The 18717-nt window shown below is 55.1% G+C and carries 14 protein-coding genes and 1 tRNA gene; 13 read left to right on the top strand and 2 right to left on the bottom strand.

The genetic code is table 11. From position 1 onward, the window contains the following. Nucleotides 1-20 precede the first annotated feature (20 nt). The gene (locus tag BKP64_RS08935; RefSeq protein ID WP_070968714.1) at nucleotides 21-1610 is read left to right on the top strand and encodes an ATP-binding response regulator; all 1590 of its coding nucleotides are present in this window, start codon (nucleotides 21-23) and stop codon (nucleotides 1608-1610) included. Between the two features lie 21 nt (nucleotides 1611-1631). Here BKP64_RS08935 and BKP64_RS08930 read toward each other — a convergent pair whose 3' ends face one another. Next, the gene (locus tag BKP64_RS08930) at nucleotides 1632-2507 is read right to left on the bottom strand and encodes a MaoC/PaaZ C-terminal domain-containing protein (RefSeq protein ID WP_070968712.1); all 876 of its coding nucleotides are present in this window, start codon (nucleotides 2505-2507) and stop codon (nucleotides 1632-1634) included. A 258-nt stretch (nucleotides 2508-2765) separates the two neighbouring features. On the opposite strand from BKP64_RS08930, the gene BKP64_RS08925 reads away from it, so the two are divergent. Beyond that, nucleotides 2766-3800: an AraC family transcriptional regulator gene (locus tag BKP64_RS08925; RefSeq protein ID WP_070968709.1), complete on the top strand. Its 1035-nt coding sequence runs from the start codon at nucleotides 2766-2768 to the stop codon at nucleotides 3798-3800. 137 nt (nucleotides 3801-3937) lie between these two features. Beyond that, nucleotides 3938-4014, top strand: a tRNA-Asp gene (locus BKP64_RS08920). Between the two features lie 193 nt (nucleotides 4015-4207). Here the strand turns inward: BKP64_RS08920 and BKP64_RS08915 are convergent. Then, the gene (locus BKP64_RS08915; protein ID WP_070968706.1) at nucleotides 4208-5260 is read right to left on the bottom strand and encodes an AraC family transcriptional regulator; all 1053 of its coding nucleotides are present in this window, start codon (nucleotides 5258-5260) and stop codon (nucleotides 4208-4210) included. Between the two features lie 116 nt (nucleotides 5261-5376). Here BKP64_RS08915 and BKP64_RS08910 point away from each other — a divergent pair, with 116 nt between their 5' ends. From BKP64_RS08910 to BKP64_RS08865, 10 genes are all read left to right on the top strand, one after another. Next, a complete protein-coding gene (locus BKP64_RS08910; protein WP_070968703.1) occupies nucleotides 5377-7446 on the top strand; it encodes an oxidoreductase in 2070 nt (689 codons plus the stop codon). A gap of 218 nt (nucleotides 7447-7664) precedes the next feature. Then, complete coding sequence (locus BKP64_RS08905) at nucleotides 7665-8912, top strand: DNA repair protein (RefSeq protein ID WP_070973621.1); 1248 nt, start codon at nucleotides 7665-7667, stop codon at nucleotides 8910-8912. 114 nt (nucleotides 8913-9026) lie between these two features. Further along, on the top strand, nucleotides 9027-9911 hold the full coding sequence (locus BKP64_RS08900; protein ID WP_070968701.1) for an NAD(+) kinase: 885 nt from the start codon (nucleotides 9027-9029) through the stop codon (nucleotides 9909-9911). Nucleotides 9912-9913: 2 nt separating this feature from the next. Then, the gene (locus tag BKP64_RS08895; RefSeq protein WP_070968698.1) at nucleotides 9914-10927 is read left to right on the top strand and encodes a metallophosphoesterase; all 1014 of its coding nucleotides are present in this window, start codon (nucleotides 9914-9916) and stop codon (nucleotides 10925-10927) included. A 39-nt stretch (nucleotides 10928-10966) separates the two neighbouring features. Then, nucleotides 10967-11821, top strand: coding sequence for a rhomboid family intramembrane serine protease (locus BKP64_RS08890; protein ID WP_070968696.1), 855 nt, complete (start codon nucleotides 10967-10969; stop codon nucleotides 11819-11821). A gap of 168 nt (nucleotides 11822-11989) precedes the next feature. Next, nucleotides 11990-12286: a YeaC family protein gene (locus tag BKP64_RS19635; RefSeq protein WP_070968693.1), complete on the top strand. Its 297-nt coding sequence runs from the start codon at nucleotides 11990-11992 to the stop codon at nucleotides 12284-12286. After that, nucleotides 12283-13122: a DUF2797 domain-containing protein gene (locus BKP64_RS08880; RefSeq protein ID WP_070968690.1), complete on the top strand. Its 840-nt coding sequence runs from the start codon at nucleotides 12283-12285 to the stop codon at nucleotides 13120-13122. The genes BKP64_RS19635 and BKP64_RS08880 overlap by 4 nt, the downstream gene beginning before the upstream one ends. 83 nt (nucleotides 13123-13205) lie before the next feature. Next, nucleotides 13206-15848: an aminopeptidase N gene (gene pepN / locus BKP64_RS08875; RefSeq protein WP_070968688.1), complete on the top strand. Its 2643-nt coding sequence runs from the start codon at nucleotides 13206-13208 to the stop codon at nucleotides 15846-15848. A 179-nt stretch (nucleotides 15849-16027) separates the two neighbouring features. Then, the gene (locus BKP64_RS08870; protein ID WP_070968685.1) at nucleotides 16028-17416 is read left to right on the top strand and encodes a DUF1329 domain-containing protein; all 1389 of its coding nucleotides are present in this window, start codon (nucleotides 16028-16030) and stop codon (nucleotides 17414-17416) included. A gap of 145 nt (nucleotides 17417-17561) precedes the next feature. After that, nucleotides 17562-18707 carry a WD40/YVTN/BNR-like repeat-containing protein gene (locus BKP64_RS08865; RefSeq protein WP_227515548.1) on the top strand — a complete coding sequence of 382 codons (1146 nt, stop codon included), beginning with the start codon at nucleotides 17562-17564 and terminating at the stop codon, nucleotides 18705-18707. The last annotated feature ends 10 nt before the right edge of the window (nucleotides 18708-18717 follow it).

Genomic DNA, 18717 nt, shown 5'->3' with positions numbered 1-18717 from the left:
TTTTAACCGGCCCCGTTTATATGACTGAAGTTGTCAGTGAGAACTCTGAGGTGACGGTTCTGCTTGTGGATGATAATCCGCAGAACCTCAAAGTCCTTTACGAGACCTTGAAAGACAAAGGCTATCGGCTGCTTATTGCCAATGAGGGTGAAAAGGCGCTGGACCTGGCCCACCGCCATCAGCCTGAAGTTATCCTGCTCGATATCATGATGCCGGACATGGACGGTTATCAGGTGTGTGAGCGCCTGAAGGCCAGTCCGGAAACAGCCGATTCTGCTGTGGTGTTCCTTTCTGCTCTGGACGATCTGCAGGCCAAGGTAAAAGGCTTTTCCCTTGGCGGAGCGGATTATATCTCCAAGCCTTTCCAGTCCCAGGAAGTGATTGCCCGGGTTAAAACCCATGCTCGTGTCATTCGCCTGGAGCGTGAGTTGCAGGCTCGTAACCGTGAGCTCCAGGGTGATCAGACCCGGATTCTCAACTCCATCAGCGAGGGTATTTACGGGCTTGATGAGAATGGAGCGATTGAGTTCGCCAATCCCGCAGCGGCCATGATTATGCGGTGTCCGGTGGAGGAGATTGTTGGCCGCAATTTCTTCGAAGCGCACTTTGCTACCTCCATCGAGGGCACTGGCGGATTGCCTGTTCATGGTACCTGCCGCCAGGGCGTGGCTGAAAACCAGCGGAATATTCGGATGCTGCGCCCGGATGGCAGTGCCTTCCCGGCTGAATGCCGTTCGACGCCAAAGCTTGATGACGACGAATTGCACGGAGCGGTTGTGGTTTTCCGCGATATCACTGCGGAGCTGGAAAGTGAGGCAGCCCTGGAAGAAGCCAGGACGCTGGTTCAGGAGCAGCGTGATCAGCTTGCCCACGCGTCGCGCCTGACAACGATGGGTGAGATGGCTGCCGGATTTGCCCACGAGATAAATCAGCCGCTGACTGCAATCACCAATTATGCCCGTGTCTCCAAGCGAATGATGGCCAAGGAAACGCCGGATCTGGGTCTGATCGGAGAAACGCTCGACAAGATTGAGGCCCAGTCTCATCGCGCCAGTGAGATTATTCGTCGAATTCGCCGGTTCATGAAAAAGCCGGCAACCGGAAAAGAGATTATTTCTCTGCCTTCACTGCTCGAGGACACACGGCAGTTTGCAGAGGTCGATATGCGCAATAACGATGGCGGCATTGAGGTCGCGGTTCCAGAGGAGTTACCGGATGTTGTTGCTGACCCGATCCAGGTGCAGCAGGTTGCCCTGAACCTCATTCGCAACGCGCTTGAGGCGACGCGCAGTTCCGGAGCGTCCACGCCAGTGGAGGTGAGCGCCAGTGTCGCCGGGCCACATTGCGTTCGGGTACAGGTACGGGATCATGGTATTGGCCTGCCCGAGGATGCCGAGGAAAAACTGTTCCTTCCCTTCTACACTACCAAGGATGAAGGTATGGGCATCGGGCTCGCCACTTGCAGGTCCCTGATTCAGGCCCAGGGAGGCGATATCGGCTTTGAGCGCCCGGAAGGTGGTGGCGCCTGCTTCTTCTTTACTTTGCCTGTTGCCGGCGCCGAGGGCTCGCCCTGCCGCCCGGAGGATCCGGTGAGCGCCCGGGAGGACTGACCTCAACCCTCCCGGAAGGCGCTACAACCAGTCAATGCGCCCACTCAGGTGGGGTGCGTCGCCTTTGTTATTCAGCAACTGATAATCCATGCCTGAGTGATCCGTTTGCCAGTCAAGTTGTGCTGTTCCCGGCAGGAACAGCGGTTTTTTGAACTGGCATGTGACCCTAAGGGGGCCGGATTTCCACCCTTTCTGCTGTTCCAATACCGCAAGCACATGAGCCTTGCTCCACATACCGTGAGCTATGGCTCTGGGAAAGCCGAAAACTTTGGCGCTGAGGGCATGCATGTGAATCGGGTTGCTGTCGCCCGATACTCTGGCGTACTGGCGCCCGATGGATTCGTGGACCTCAATGCTGAGAGTGTTGGGGTAGTGTTCAAGCTTGGGCGGTGCTGCTTTCCTGCGTGGGGGCTCCTGATCGTTCGTTTGGCGAAACAGAGTGACACTCGACTCCTCCCACACAAGCTTTCCGGCTGAATAGGCTTCGGTAATCAGGTCAAACTCTATTCCCCGCCTGGTGCGCGCTTGCTGCCCGAGCCGGACATGCAGGTCAAGGTTTTCTCCCGTTCCGATTTCCCGGTACTGCGTAATGGTGTTGCCAAGATGGACAAGGCCCAAAAGGGGTAACGGAAATGTGTTTTCAGTCAGAAGCTTCAGGTGCAGCGGAAAGGCCATGACATGTGGCCAGGTGACTGGGATTCGGGAGTGGGGTTGGTAGCCGCAGATGGTTTCGTACCGGTGTAGCCTGCTGTTGGAGGAATTGATCCCCATGAGCCTGGCAGACAGTTTCGGGATGGTAATGTCGCCGGAGGTTTTGCCGGATTTGCGAAGTAACGCCTTTGCATACAGCGGTAGCAGTGCTGGTGGGGCGTTATGATAGGTAGCGGTTTCTGGCATTTCAGTAGTCTCCCTGACTCAGAGTTTTCCCGTGTCATTGGCTGCAAACCAATGACTTAAGTACCGGTTATTTTTAATTCTGGTTCAACTGTTCGTCTGTGGCCTGATATGCTCTGATTTAAGACCATGGTCTAATAAGTGTAGTCTTACAGGCTTCAAGTCTGGCAAACCCGGCCAGATCAGGCATTGACCTGGCGCGCCCCGGCCATTGTCCGGCGGGTCAAAGTGACATTAAACAAATAAAAAAAGCGGGATCTTATGCAGGAACTTCGTGATGCGGGAGTGATGTTGCGCCTGATCTACGAGGCGATGAAAAAGAAAGGCATCGATACGAATGCTATTTTCAGTCGTCTGGGCGTTGACGAAAATTACGTCTACACCGAGCATTTGCGTACGCCTCACAGCGCCCAGCTCTACTTCTGGCAAGCAGTTGAGGAGGTCTCCGGAGATCCGGACGTGGGCCTCCACCTTGGTCAGCTGCTTCCAGCCTACAAGGGGCAGGTACTTGAATACCTGTTCCTCAGTAGTCCGACCTTTGGTGAAGGGTTACGTCGCGCTCAGAACTACCAGCGTTTGTTAAGTGATGCGGCCAATACCGATTTTTTCATCGAGGGTGAGGACGCGTGCATGGTCCTGGATGCCGCCTCTGACGAAGTAAGGCGTTTGAGGCACTTTAACGAGTGTTTCGTATTGGGCCTGATCACATTCTTTCGCTCCATAACGGACAACAGCTTTCATCCCTCTCGCATCGAATTTGAACACTCCCGGGACCCGCAGAGCCAGGGTCATGTTTCCGAGGTGCTCGGCTGCGACGTTACCTTTGGTGCAGACGGAAACCGGCTGTATTTTCCGGCGAAACTGCTGGCTCACGCATCGCCTCATGCCGAGCCCGAGCTGCTCGACCTCCATGAGCGTTTTGCCAGCGAACAGGTGGCGCGCCTTGAAAAGAAAGATATCGTTGGTCAGGTAGAGCGGATTGTGGCCGAGCTACTCGACAGCGGTGAGGTCACCCTGGACGCCGTAGCGGAACGCCTTTGCATTAAGCCCAGAACCCTACGTACGCGGCTGACTGAAGCTGAAACAAGCTTTAACCAGGTGCTGGCGGATTTTCGTTACCGTCTTGCCCGGCAGTTACTGGCCACCACAGATGAATCGATCGACGAAATCGTTTACCTGACCGGCTTCTCAGAGCCAAGCACCTTCTATCGCGCCTTTAAGCGGTGGTCCTGCATGACGCCGATTGAGTATCGCAAGACCGCCCAAGGCAAGGATGCCATGGTTGATGCCATGTGAAATGCTTGTTTCTCAATTTTTTTTCGGAAAAATTGTTGACATAACGGGGTGCCTCTTTATAATGCGCCCTCGTTGTCACAGAGCAGTCAGACCCCTGATTGTGCTGCCCGCCAAGGGCAAGACGTGATAGCCAACGCGGAGCGGTAGTTCAGCTGGTTAGAATACCGGCCTGTCACGCCGGGGGTCGCGGGTTCGAGTCCCGTCCGCTCCGCCATTTTTTCTCCCCTCTTGTTTTAACTTTTAACTCTCTTCTCTGTTTCTTGTCATAGCACTGTCATAGTCTCCCGATAGTCTTTTCCTGTATTCAAAGTGCAGGGTCGAATTATGTTGGACTACGAAGACGAATTGATTGAAAGCCAGTTTGAAGAGTTTGATGATGATGAAGGCTACGATGACGCAACGGAAATCTAGCGTTCTGCCTTTAACCGGTTCCGGTGTTCACCGGGGCTGATATCAAACCAGCGCCGATAAGCCTTGTGGAAAGCCGCCGGATTGGCGAAGCCCAGTAGCCAGGCGATTTCCGTAAGTGATGTCTCGGTCTCCCGTATATAATCCTTTGCCAGCTGTTTTCGCGTCTCGTCCAGCAGTTGACGAAACCCCGTACCTTCCGCTGTTAACTTTCTTTGCAGTGTCCATGGTGTGATGCCCAGTTTACCGGCAATGGTTTCCAGGTTTGGGCTTTCACCCCGAAACAGCGGTGTCAGCAAGTGTTTTACCCGGTCTCCTGTGGTCCAGCCTCTCTGGATCTGTCCCAATTCCAGCTCACATAGCTCCACCAGTTTCTCATGCATGGCTGGCTGCGCCTGAAGAGTCGGCTGAACCCAGGTTTCCGGTTTGAGAATGATGCCGTTTTCCTTGGCGGAAAAATGCACGGGGCACCGAAACCAGCTTTCGAACAGCTCGTCCTGCCCGGTGGATGGGTATTCAATTGTGACCCGTTCCAGTACCTCGTACTGACCTGTGATGTTGCGGACGAATTGGGTCCAGCCGGAGAGAACCGAATCCACGACGAAAAAATTGAACGCGTTGTAGGGTCGAATGGAGTAGAACAGGGCCTTCCGGTCGGACGGACTTATGGTTGGTGTGCCCCGGCTGTTTTGACTGGTGAGAAGGGAGTAGTGGATCAGAGTGGCCAGGGCTTCGCCTGTCGTGGCTGCTGATTGACCAGCCAGCCCTGCTATGCCGGCATCAATCGGGCGTGTGAGCGCCCCCATTCGCAGGCCTAGAGCACGGTTTCCCGTTTGTCTGATGGCCGCGTGCCCCAAACGCATAAAGCGCGGAATGCTGATCCTTGCAGCGGATGAATTCAGGGTTTTTGTTTCCAGCCGGAAATTCGATGTCAGCTCCTGGATGTCGGCACCTTCTGCAGCGGCGGCTCGTAGCAATACCGACGCGTAAAAGACACTGATGGTTCCAAGAGCGTTGCGTGGGTGCTGGGTGCTTCCCGGGTGCCTGTTCATCAAGATCCTGTGTAGGGAATGTAGTCTGAAGACAATAAAATGTTATTCCCGGATATTGTTGATGGCAAGTCAGCGGGGTAGTTTAGGGGCATAAATCAAGAATGAGGAGACCCACCATGACTGCATCCGCCACTCCCGGCGTCGCCAAGTACCCGAATCTGCTCGAGCCTCTGGACCTTGGTTTTACCAAGCTGCGCAACCGAACCCTGATGGGCTCCATGCACACAGGCCTGGAAGAAGCCAAGAATGGATTTGAGCGCCTCGCCGCCTTTTATGCTGAGCGTGCGCGTGGCGGTGCGGGCTTGATCGTGACCGGCGGTATTGCGCCGAATGTTGAGGGTGGTGTGTTTCAACATGCGGCCAAAATGACCAACGAAGATGAGGTTGAGAAGCACAAGGTCATTACTCGCGCGGTCCACGAGGCTGATGGCAAGATCTGCATGCAGATTCTCCACGCCGGTCGGTATGCCTATTCCCCGGAACTGGTGGCACCGTCCGCTATCCAGGCGCCAATCAATCCGTTCACGCCAAAAGAGCTGGATGAAGCGGGTATTGAAAAGCAGATCCAAGACTATGCGGAGTGTGCCGCATTGGCCCAGAGTGCCGGCTATGATGGCGTGGAAGTCATGGGTTCAGAAGGTTATTTCATTAACCAGTTTATCGTGTCCCACACTAACCACCGCACCGACGGTTGGGGTGGTAGCTACGAAAACCGAATCCGGTTGCCGATTGAAATTGTGCGACGTGTCCGGGAGCGTGTTGGTGAGAACTTCATTCTTGTCTACCGTCTGTCGATGCTGGACCTGATTGAAGACGGCAGTACCTGGGAGGAAGTGGTTCACCTGGCGAAGGCAATCGAAAAAGCCGGAGCGACCATTATCAATACAGGTATCGGCTGGCACGAAGCTCGTGTGCCTACGATTGCGACATCGGTTCCCCGCGGAGCTTTCACCAAGGTAACGGCCCGTCTCAAAGGTGAAGTGAGTATTCCTCTGGTCACCACGAACCGCATTAATATGCCCGATGTGGCCGAAAAAATCCTGGCCGAGGGTGATGCCGATATGGTGTCCATGGCTCGTCCGTTCCTGGCCGATGCGGATCTCGTGCTGAAAGCCTATGAAGATCGTTCAGATGAAATTAATACTTGTATCGGCTGCAATCAGGCCTGCCTGGACCACACCTTCAGCGGTAAGCTCACCTCTTGTCTTGTCAACCCCAGGGCCTGTCATGAGACTGAGTTGTCGTATGTAAAGACGGCTTCGCCCAAGTCCATCGCGGTTGTAGGCGCTGGGCCTGCGGGACTTGCCTTTGCCTCTGTAGCGGCTGAGCGTGGCCACAAGGTGACCCTGTTTGATGCGGGCAGTGAGATTGGTGGTCAGTTCAATGTCGCCAAACGAATCCCCGGTAAGGAAGAGTTTTACGAAACCTTGCGGTATTTTCGTGTGATGCTGGACAAGTATGGTGTGGATATCAGCCTGAATGCCCGGGTGAATGTTGAGGATCTCAAAGCTGGCGGGTTTGACGAGGTGGTTCTGGCTACAGGTGTTGAACCTCGCACGCCAGATATTGAAGGCATTGATCACCCGAAGGTCATTGGTTATCTGGACGCCTTGCTTGAGCGAAAGCCGGTCGGCCAAAAAGTGGCGGTGATCGGTGCGGGTGGTATCGGTTTCGATGTGTCTGAGTTCATCGTCCACAAAGGGACGTCGGCGGCATTGGATGCCGGTCACTTCATGCGGGAATGGGGTGTGGATTTGAGTGTTGAGCACCGTGGCGGAATTCAGGGGGTTGAGCCGCAGGTGCCGGAGCCTGCGCGTGAAGTTTATCTGCTTCAGCGCAAAGCCTCCAAAGTTGGCAAGAACCTTGGCAAGACCACCGGCTGGATTCACCGGACGTCCCTGAAGAACCGCCAGGTGCAGATGGTGCCGGGTGTCAGCTACCGCAAGATTGATGATGAGGGCTTACATATAACCGTAACGCCCAAGGGTGCTGAACAAGGTGAGGACCGCCTTCTTCCGGTGGATACCATCATTGTCTGTGCCGGTCAGGAGCCAATGCGTGAGCTTCAGGGTGGGCTGGAGGCAGCTGGAGTGTCGGTGCACCTGATTGGTGGAGCGGATGTCGCAGCAGAGCTGGACGCAAAGCGTGCTATCGATCAGGGGAGCCGGCTGGCTGCGGAGCTCTGAGCGCAAAGCGGGCCACCAGCCTGGTCACAAAACGTTGCAGTTTTTAGCTGTGCACCTGAGATTGTCTGGCTAGACTATTATCCGTAAGTCTGTCAGTTTGCACTGCCGCCCTGCGAGCATGGCCGGAAGGGCGGTAGTGCGGGCACTGAAAACCGATGGAACATCGTGGAGGTGTTTGTCGTCTGGGTGTCGAATTGTTGAATCTTGGGGAGTCACAAATGGTATCTGCCGACCAGGCGACTGATGGTTATGCGGCGGTGTTTTTCATGGAAGAAGGCCAGGTGGCGCGTCAGATGCGTGCCAGCGAGTTTGGTGCTTTCCTGGACGGATACGTGGGCTTGTCGGACCTCGCCGAAACCGATGTCAAGGCCGTGCTGGTCGAGTTGAGCAGTGATCTTCTCGTGCGTTCTCTGGTATTTTTCAGGATCTGGTTCGACGAAGAGGGGCGTGCGGATTCCAACTGGAATATCCCCATTGAAGAGCTGGCAAAGCATGGGGCGAAAGGTCCGGATATGGGCGGCGGTCCGATCCGGCTTGTGTGCCGAAGTCAATGTCCAGAGTCCCGTTTCACTGAAGACCTTTGGGACCCGGACATGACGCCGGGCAAAAATCACTTTCAGGCCATTCGAAAAGCCGTCGACGCCAACAGCCTCAAGTTTCGCAAAATCGAGCCAGCCCAAGAAGAAGATATCCCTGTACTGAGCGCCGATGCAGGCGGAGAGTCGGAACAGGAAGACACATCTAATGCCGCTGATCGTTCCCGCCTTGCTCAGCTGATTCGCGAGCAGAGACTTCGGATTAAAACCCTTCAGAGTGTGCACAGGGATTCGCTTTCCGATATCCAGCGTGAGCATCGCCTGGAAATGCAGGGGGTGCGTGGTGAGCTGTCCGATATCGAGCAGAAATACGAACGTCAGCGGCTGAGTAATGAGCAGCTGAAGAAGCGCCTGGCCGAACGAAATGAGCAATACCTCACCATGCAGGAGCAAATAGCCTCCCGAGGTGAGGAAAAGCAGCGCGACGATGCCAATGCTGGCGCGGAACTGGTTCTACTCCGGGAGCAGCTGGAGCGAAAGCAGCGAGAGCTTGAGCTTCGCGACGAAAAGATTGTGGCGCTGGAGCAGGAGAACCACGATCTCCTCAACCGGGAGCCCCCGGAAAACTCAATTATGGAACATCTGAAAAAGCAGAGTGTTTTTTTGGTTGCCTACCACCCGGGAGTCGGCCACATAACACTTCCCTTCGATGCGATTGAAACCTACTTTCTTAACCCGGTCTCCTTCGCGGCGGAGCGTTGCGGTATGAATGAGCCTGCCTACCGTGAATGGCTGGAGCATTATGAAAACCCGGTGTGTAAACATGTGGGAGAGGGTGGTGAGAGTTGCGGTGAGCCGATCATGAGGGTAAGCCAGCCCAGTGAGTTTCGGCCAGGCGTTGATGATCGATGTGAGCAGCATCAGGCCTGAATGCCCGATCTTTTTTCAGTATCCGGATGACTTTCGTTAAACTGTAACGCGAAATTCTCACATGGGCACCGGATTCATCCGGTCCTACCGCATTCCGACACCACAGGAAGCCTCATGGATCAGTTCAGGAACATCGGTGTTATTGGCCGGATGGGCAGTGTAAAAGTGGTTGAATCGCTGCGCCAGCTCAAACAATACCTGATTGCCAACAACTATCACGTCATTCTCGAGGAAGACACGGCCGGAATGTTGCCCGGTCATGGCCTTCAGGTTGCCAGCAAAAAGCTGCTGGGCGAGATCTGCGACCTCGTCATTGTTGTAGGTGGTGACGGTAGTCTTCTGGGCGCGGCCCGAGAACTCGCCAAATCAAAGATCCCCTTGCTAGGGGTTAACCGTGGCCGTTTGGGGTTCCTCACGGATATCTCTCCTTCGGATCTTGAAGAACGGCTTGGCAAAGTTCTGGGGGGGGAGTACATCGAGGAGACCCGTTTTCTGCTGGATGGCAATGTCGAGCGCAATGGTCAGCCGCTGGGGTTCGGCACGGCACTGAATGATGTGGTGTTGCACCCCGGTAAATCGACACGGATGATCGGCTTCGACCTGTTTATCGACGGGCACTTTGTCTACAGTCAGCGCTCCGACGGCCTGATTGTCGCGACTCCGACCGGCTCTACGGCTTACTCGCTTTCTGCCGGCGGGCCGATCATGCATCCGAAACTGGATGCCATTGTTCTGGTTCCCATGTTCCCCCACACTTTGAGTAGCCGGCCCATCGTTGTCGATGGCAAGAGCGAGATCAAACTGGTGATCGGGGAAACCAATGAAACCTATCCCCAGATCAGCTTTGACGGCCAGATGAATATTGCCTGTGCACCGGGGGATATCATTCGTATTACCAAGAAGCCATTCAAGATCCGCCTGATTCATCCGACGGATCATAATTTTTACGCTACCTGCCGTGACAAGCTTGGCTGGGCAAGTGAGATATCGGCGAGTTGATCATGGCAGTTAATCAGAAAACCGTGAGCCGCGGCTACGACATCATTGGTGATATTCATGGCTGCTCCAACACGCTGGTCCGCCTGTTAGAGCAGATGGGTTATCGCAAGGTAAACGGTGTCTATCAGCACGCCAGGCGGCAGGCCGTCTTCATTGGCGACATCATTGACCGGGGACCAAGGATTCGCGAATCCCTGCACCTTGTCCGGGATATGGTGGAGCATGGCGCGGCGCGCATTGTCATGGGTAACCATGAATATAATGCCTTGGGCTACTGTACCCGTGCGAGACCGGGTAGTGGCAAGAAATGGCTGCGTGAGCATAACTCAAGACACGATCGACTGATCCGGGAAACCCTGGATCAGTTTGAAGCCTATCCCCATGAGTGGAATGAATTCCTGGAGTGGTTCTATACGATCCCGCTTTTCATTGAAGATGAGCATTTCCGGGTTGTTCATGCCTGCTGGGACGGCGACCTTATCGAGAAATTCAAGCGAGTGCAGGGCGGCGCCTGTATCGATGAGAATTTTCTGCATGCATCCGCCGCGATCGAGTCGTTTGCCGGGCAGGTCATGGATACTCTTCTGCGGGGCACCGATTTGCGGTTGCCCGAGGGGATGTCGATTACCGGTCGCGATGGGTATGTCCGGGAATTCTTCCGTACCAAATTCTGGGCGGACGATCCCCATACTTATGCGGATGTGGTCTTTCAGCCGGATCCGTTGCCACCTGAGGTGGCATCCAAGGTGCTAACAGGCGAGGAGCGCAAACAGCTTATCAGCTATCCGCTGGATGCGCCCCCGGTGTTCGTTGGTCACTACTGGATGGAAGGTGAGCCAGCGCCGCTAAAGCAGAATGTTGCCTGCATTGATTACAGTGCAGTGAAATACGGCAGACTGGTGGCGTATCGAATGGATGGCGAGAGGGTGCTTTCCCCGGACAAGTTTGTCTGGGTGGATGTGGAGCGTCCCGAGCAGTCGGGATACCCCGGCATGGAAGACAGCGTCGCCCGTTAAGTTGGCGGGCACTGAACACCCTGAAAGGCGAGGTTATTTGTGTACCGCGTGAAGCAATTCGATACCACGGTGGACCTGGCAGGATTCAGCCGTTGGCTCAATGGGCAGGGGGTGGCGCACCGAATATCGGAAGAGGGCGGGCGCCAGGTCCTTTGGCTGGAGAACCCGGAGCATGCGGAGCCGGTCCTTGCAGCCCTCGACCGTTTTCTTGCGGAACCTGAGTTGAGGGATGCTGTGGAACGACAGAATCGTTCGGCCGTATTTGTCGGTGGGCGGTGGCAGCCGTCGCCGCGCCATGCCCCATTGGTATTGGGGCTGATTATTTTCGCCGTGATTATGGTCTGGGTGACCTCCATGGGCAGAAATGAAGTCGCGGCTGCCTTGATGGTGATTGACCCGAGGAATTTCGACTGGACGACGATGTCCGGCCGGATAGAGGGGTTTTCCACGACGATGTCCAATGGCCAGATCTGGCGCCTGATAACGCCGGATTTCCTTCACTTCAGCTGGTCACACATCATTTTTAATTCGGTGATGTTGTGGTTCCTTGGCAGTCAGGTTGAATGGTTTGACGGTCGCGTACGCCTGATAACCCTGTTTCTGATAACCAGTATTTTGTCCAATGGACTTCAGTATGCGGTATCCGGCCCCCTCTTTGGGGGGCTTTCCGGCGTGGTTTACGGGATCTTGGGGTACTGCTGGCTCAGTCAGCGAAGAAATCCAAGGTTTCAGTTTCCGCCGGCGCTGGTTACGTTCGCGGTAATCTGGATGGTGGTCGGGTTCACTGCCCTGCCAGAGATGCTCGGAATGGGGCGAATGGCAAATGAGGCTCACCTCGGCGGGTTTGTCGCGGGGGTGGCCCTTGCAGTGATATTGCCCGTAAGAAAGAGGTGATGGGGTAAAAAAGCCCCGCCAGAGGCGGGGCATAAAAAGAGCTTTTAGCTCCTGATGAGAGAGACCAAATGATACGACCTTCGTCATTTGGTGGGGTAATGATAATCATTATCGTTTGAGTCTGTCAAACGATTTACTGAACTTTTTATCGCTTAGCGGGAGAGCGGAATGACTTACGACGAATTGATTGAACGGCTGGACCCGACCGTTTACAGAAGCCTGCGCCAGTCTATTGAACTGGGTAAGTGGCCGGATGGTCGAAAGCTCACGCCGGAGCAGCGGGAAATCAGCCTTCAAGCGGTGATCTATTATGAAACGCTGCACAATGTCCCTGAAGAACAGAGGACAGGGTATATCGACCGTGGCAGCAAGGCTGGTACCGCCTGTGACCCTTCAGTGCAACGTGCCAGCCGAGGCAGCAACGGTGATGTCAATCCGGACCAGTTTGTTGAGGTCAAGTCTTGAGCGAACCCATTGATGTAACTGGTCGGCTCCGGAAGATGCCCGCCGAGGCTGGAGACCCGGTGGTCTATAACATTGCCGTTGGCGACACCCGCATTCCGCTGAACGGCGTGTTGGGAAAGCAAGTGCGCATCGACTTCGACGGCGTGATTCGCTGTATCCACTGTGACCGCACGACCAAAAAGAGTTTCAATCAGGGCTATTGCTACCCGTGTTTCCGGAAGCTGGCGGCCTGTGACAGCTGCATCATGAGCCCCGAGAAATGTCACTACCATCTGGGGACATGCCGCGAACCGGAATGGGGAGAGACCCATTGCATGGTGGAGCATGTAGTGTATCTGGCCAACTCATCCGGTTTGAAAGTGGGGATTACCCGTGGCTCACAGATTCCGACCCGCTGGATTGATCAGGGGGCGGTTGATGCCATTCCGATGCTTAGGGTCGCAACCCGCTACCTGTCGGGGCTGGTGGAGGTGGCCTGCAAGCGCCACGTAGCAGACCGAACGAATTGGCGTGCCATGCTTAAGGGTGATGTCCCTGAGTTGGATCTGGTTGAAGAGCGGGCACGAATTCTGGGTTTGATTGCCGACGATCTGGCGATCCTGCGGGAAACCCATGGAGAGGGCTCTATTGCCGAAGTCGACGAGGGCGGACTTGGCCTCAGTTATCCGGTGCATGTCTGGCCTGAGAAGATCAAAACCCATAATCTGGATAAAAGCCCGGAAGTCGAGGGTGTGCTTGAGGGCATCAAGGGTCAGTACCTCATTCTTGACACCGGCGTCATTAATATCCGGAAGTTTACCGGATACGAAGTACGATTCCGGGTGGCGGGCGACTGACTCGCCCGGCACCTGGTCGACCTGACAATGCCCGCGCGCCCATATTTCCGGCATGCGGAGCCAGATATACCTGGAGATATCCAATGCGTACCAGCCAGCCACAGACAATTTACCTGAGCGAATACCGTGTTCCTGCGTACCTGGTAGATACTGTTGATCTGCGTTTTGAACTGTTTGAAAACGGGGCCCGTGTTCACAGCACCCTTGAGGTGCGCCGCAACCCGGAATCTGATGCCGGTGAAGTTCCACTTGAGCTAGATGGAGACAGTCTGATTCTGGAGTCCGTGGCCTTGAACGGAGCACCTCTGGGCGACGCCGATTTTGAAAACCGCGGTGACAAACTGATTATTGGCCCCGTGCCCGCGAAGTTTGAGCTGTCGGTGGTGACGTGGATCGAACCCCAGAACAATACCCGGCTGGAGGGGCTTTACAAGTCATCCGGCATGTTCTGCTCGCAATGTGAGGCCGAAGGGTTCCGGTGTATTACGTTCTTCCCCGATCGTCCGGACGTGATGTCCCGTTTCCGCACACGTATTGAAGCGGACAAAGGGGCCTATCCTATTCTCCTGTCCAACGGTAACGATGTCGATCGGGGAGACCTGGATGACGGGCGTCATTATGTGATCTGGGAAGATCCATTCCCCAAGCCCTGTTATCTGTTCGCTCTGGTTGCGGGTGACCTCGTTGAGAAGCGGGACACCTTCAAGACGGGTTCTGGTCGTGATATTGACCTGAGAATGTATGTGGAGCCCCGCAATGCTGAAAAATGTGACCACGCGATGGACTCACTCAAGCGGTCCATGCGTTGGGATGAAGAGGTTTACGGGCGCGAGTACGATCTCGATATTTTCATGATCGTTGCAGTCGATGACTTCAACATGGGTGCCATGGAGAACAAGGGGTTGAACATCTTCAACTCGTCCTGTGTGTTAGCGAGTCAGGAAACCGCGACAGACCTGGCATTCCAGCGGATTGAGGCCATCGTTGCCCATGAGTATTTCCATAATTGGTCCGGAAACCGCGTAACCTGTCGTGACTGGTTTCAGCTCAGCCTGAAAGAAGGCTTCACTGTTTTCCGGGACTCACAGTTTTCTGCAGACATGGGGTCTCCGACCGTCAAGCGTATTGAAGATGTCACGCTGTTGCGCACGGCCCAGTTTGCAGAGGACGGCGGCCCGATGGCGCATCCTGTTCGCCCGGCTTCCTACATGGAAATCTCCAATTTCTACACACTGACCATTTATGAAAAGGGTGCGGAAGTTGTTCGCATGATATATACCCTGCTCGGCCCGGATATGTTCCGGAAAGGCAGCGATTTGTATTTTGAACGCCATGATGGTCAGGCGGTCACCACTGACGATTTTGTGAAGGCCATGGAGGACGCTTCCGGCCGCGATCTGTCTCAGTTCCGTTTATGGTATGAGCAGGCAGGCACGCCGGTATTGAGCGTTTCTGATGAGTATGATTCGGAGCGCGGCATTTATCGGCTGACGGTGGAGCAGAGCGTTCCCGACACTCCGGGCCAAAAGGCCAAGAAGCCGCAGCATATTCCTTTCGCACTTGGCCTGTTGGGCGCGCGGGGCGAGTCCCTGCCTCTGCGACTGGAACCAGAGTCTCAGGATGCGCCCACCGAACGGGTTCTTGAACTGACTGATACCTGTCATACCTTCGAATTCCACGGTATCAATGAGCGCCCCGTGCCATCCTTGCTGAGAGATTTTTCAGCGCCGGTCCGGGTCCGCTATTCCTGGACCCGGGAGCAGATGCTGTTCCTGATGAGCCATGATCCTGATGGTTTTAACCGCTGGGACGCGGGCCAGCGTCTGGCTGTGGACGTGATCCAGTCATTGGTAGGAGCTCCGAAAGATGCCCCCGTCGATGCCCGGCTTGTGGCCGCTTACCGCCAGCTCATTTCGGATTCGTCCCTGGATCAGGCGCTGGTGGCCAAAATGCTCCAGCTACCCTCTGAGGCGTACCTGATTGAGCTGGCTGAGAGTGCGGACGTTCCGGCCATTCATAAGGCTCGCGAACGGGTACTGAAACACTTGGCGATTGCCCTGCGGAGCGAACTTGTAGCCTGCTATCGCCGGAATCTCGAAGAGGGCGCGTACCAGGTGACTCCAGATCAGATTGCCCGCAGGAGCCTGCGCAATACGGCTTTGGCGTGGCTGTTGCAGATCAATGACGAAGAGGGCCGGGAACTGGCACTTCGCCAGTTTAAAGAGTCGGATAATATGACTGATCGTATCAGTGCTCTAAGGGCTCTGGTGAACTCAGACTACGAAGCTGATCGAAGCGAGGTACTGACTGATTTCTATGCCCGGTTCCAGGATGATCCGCAGGTGGTGGAGCAGTGGTTCTCGGTTCAGGCTTCCAGCGACCGTGCTGGGCAGTTGCCGGAGATCCATGCGTTGCTCGAGCATAAAGCCTTCGACTGGAAGAACCCGAACAAAGTTCGTTCAGTTGTCGGAGCGTTTGCCGGCCAGAACCTGGCCGCCTTCCATAATCCGGATGGTTCGGGCTATGACTTTCTTGCAGACCAGGTTTGCCGGCTTGATGACAGCAATCCCCAGATTGCGGCGCGCCTGGTTACACCGCTCACCCGGTGGCGGAAGTTTGCCCCCTCGTATAGCAACCGGATGAAAGCCGCTATTGAACGCATTCGTGACAAACCGGATCTCTCTCGGGATGTATACGAGGTAGTCCACAAGAGTCTCGCGGACTGATCATGCCCCTGGCAGTCCGGCTGTGATTTTAAACCCGTCGTCACAGCCGGATACAAAATCGCACTTTCGGTCGATAGACAATGTCGTCCGATCGGCTAATCTGGTTGAAAGTCTGAGCCCCGGCCAGACAACAATAAAAGGCCCCTCCAGAGGCTTCCAGACGGATTTAAGGTTACATAATGAGATATAACAAAAACGTGATTCTCGGCGGCCTGCTGGCCTTTTCTGTCGCTGCCGTGCCCGCGTACGCGGCGGTATCCGGCAGTGAAGCGGCACGCCTCGGTAAGGATTTGACACCTTTTGGCTCCCCGAAAGCAGGTAACAATGCCGGTACCATTCCTGCGTGGGACGGAGGGCTGACCAAACCGCCAACGGGCTATGAGGGCAGTGGCCAGCATCACCCGAACCCGTTTCCGAATGACGAGGTGCTGTTCACCATCAATGCCTCCAACATGGACCAGTACAGCGACCATCTGGCCGATGGTGTCAAGGCCATGCTGGAGACTTATCCCACCACTTTCAGAATACCCGTGTATCAATCCCGCAGAACTCATGCCATTCCGGACTGGGTGGCGGAAAACACCAAAGATAATGCCACCAGTGGGCAGGTAGTGGGGGAGAGTGCGGGTATCAAGGGAGCCTTTGGAGGCTACCCCTTCCCCACTTTGTCCGGCAATGACGAGCAGAAAGCCTGGCAGGTGATCTGGAATCACCTGACTCGCTGGAGAGGCGTTTCTTTGACCCGTCGGGCAAGTGAGGTTGCGGTTCAGACCAATGGCGACTATTCCCTGGTAACTTCCCAGCAGGAAGCCTTCTTCAATTACTATGACCCTGAAGGCAGTGAAGACAGTCTGGATAACATTATCTTTTACTATCTGTCGTTCACTCAGTCACCGCCACGGCTTGCGGGTGGTGCGGTCCTGATTCATGAAACCATGAACCAGATTATCAACCCGCGTAATGGCTGGGGTTACAATGCCGGTCAAAGACGGGTTCGTAGGGCACCGAATCTGGGTTATGATTCCCCGATTGCAGCAGCGGATAATCTGCGCACGGCCGACGACACCGATATTTTTAATGGTGCTATGGATCGTTACAACTGGACCTATGAAGGTAAGCGCGAGATCTACATCCCATACAACAACTATGAGATTGGTCAGAAAGGCCTGCCGTATTCCGAAATTCTCGGTATGTCTCACTTGAATCCGGACCTTATGCGCTGGGAGCTGCATCGGGTTCACGTGGTGACAGCTACCCTGAAAGAAGGGGAGCGTCATATCTACGCCAAGCGTCGTTTCTATGTTGATGAGGATAGCTGGAATACCGCACTGCTGGATCAGTACGATGGCCGCGGCGATTTGTGGCGGGTCAGTATGGGTGTTTTGAAGAACTACTACGAGCTGCCGGGTGTCTGGACGGTTCTGGAGGCTTTTCATGACCTTCAGGCTCGTCGGTACCACGTTCAGGGTCTGGATACCGAAGAGCCGAATACCCGGGTATTCACCAACGATGTTCCGAACAAGCGGTATTTTTCGCCGGCTTCCCTTCGTCGTCGGAGTGTCCGCTAAGGTGCTTTGATTAGTGGGACTTTGCTGCGCCGAATGGAGTTGGCAACAGACATACCGGCAACCGAAAGGTTGCCGGTATCTTTACAGTTAGAGCCGGACTGACCGGTCAGAGACACACAGTAAAAACAACCTATAGGCAATCCGAATGGCTACAAGCTTGATGTGCAAAACCCTTGGTGCAGCGTGCCTGGGGCTTTCCATGGCCTGTGCGTCCCCAGTTGCATTTGCGATCGCGGACGTTATTGATACACCGGCGCGTCCCACTCAACTGGCACCGGAAAATCTTCTGAACGATGTCACCGTTGCTGGTGATCGCATCGTGGCAGTGGGTGAGCGAGGACACATCATTTATTCCGATGATGAGGGCCAAAGCTGGGCGCAAGCTGACGTTCCGGTTTCGGTCACCCTCACCGGTCTGGATTTCGGCAGTGAGACCGATGGTTGGGCGATTGGCCACAGTGGTGTGGTATTGCATTCGAGTGACGCAGGCGAGACCTGGGAACTGCAACTGACCGGTATCCGGGCGGCTGAGCTTGCCATTGAAAGCCAGGAAGAAGCGATCGCAGAGATGGAGGCGCGTGTTGAGGTGGCTCCGGAAGAGCAAAAGGGTGATCTTGAATGGGCACTTGATGATCTCTTGTTCACCCTCGAGAACATGCAGGCCGATCTTGATATTGGCCCGGTGAACCCGTTTCTGGATGTCTGGTTTGCGGACGACCAACGTGGTTTTGTTGTTGGCGCCTACGGCATGTTTTTTCAAACGACAGATGGAGGCGAAACCTGGCAGGACTGGTCTCCGAAGCTCGATAACTCCCAGAATTTTCACCTGAACGCGATCACCCGTATAGCTGGGGGTGCCATGGTAATTGTTGGTGAGGCAGGTCAGATTCATGTCTCGGTTGACGCAGGAGAGACATGGGAGCGTCGGGAAAGCCCCTACCCGGGTTCTTTGTTTGGTGTTACGGGCACGGGCGGGGTTAATGAAGTCCTCGCATTCGGTCTCCGTGGAACGTTGATGCACTCAACGGATCTCGGGAAGTCCTGGAAGATGGTGAATACAGGGTCCAGTGCGACACTCAATGACGGTGTGGTCGAGGCTTCCCGGGTCATCCTGGTTGGCAACGGCGGGGCTGTGCTTACCAGCGGCAATGGCGGCGATACCTTCCGCGAGTATCTGCGGAACGACCGCCAGGGTGTGATGAGTGTGGTTCCTGTTTCAGGCACCAATCTGCTGCTGGTTGGCGAGGGCGGTGTGAAATTGACCGATGCCCTAGGCAAAAACCTTCAATAACGCCCTGATG

The sequence above is a fragment of the Marinobacter salinus genome (assembly GCF_001854125.1).
GTDB classification, from domain to species: Bacteria; Pseudomonadota; Gammaproteobacteria; order Pseudomonadales; family Oleiphilaceae; genus Marinobacter; species Marinobacter salinus.
This window is presented reverse-complemented; position numbering and strand designations above follow the sequence as displayed.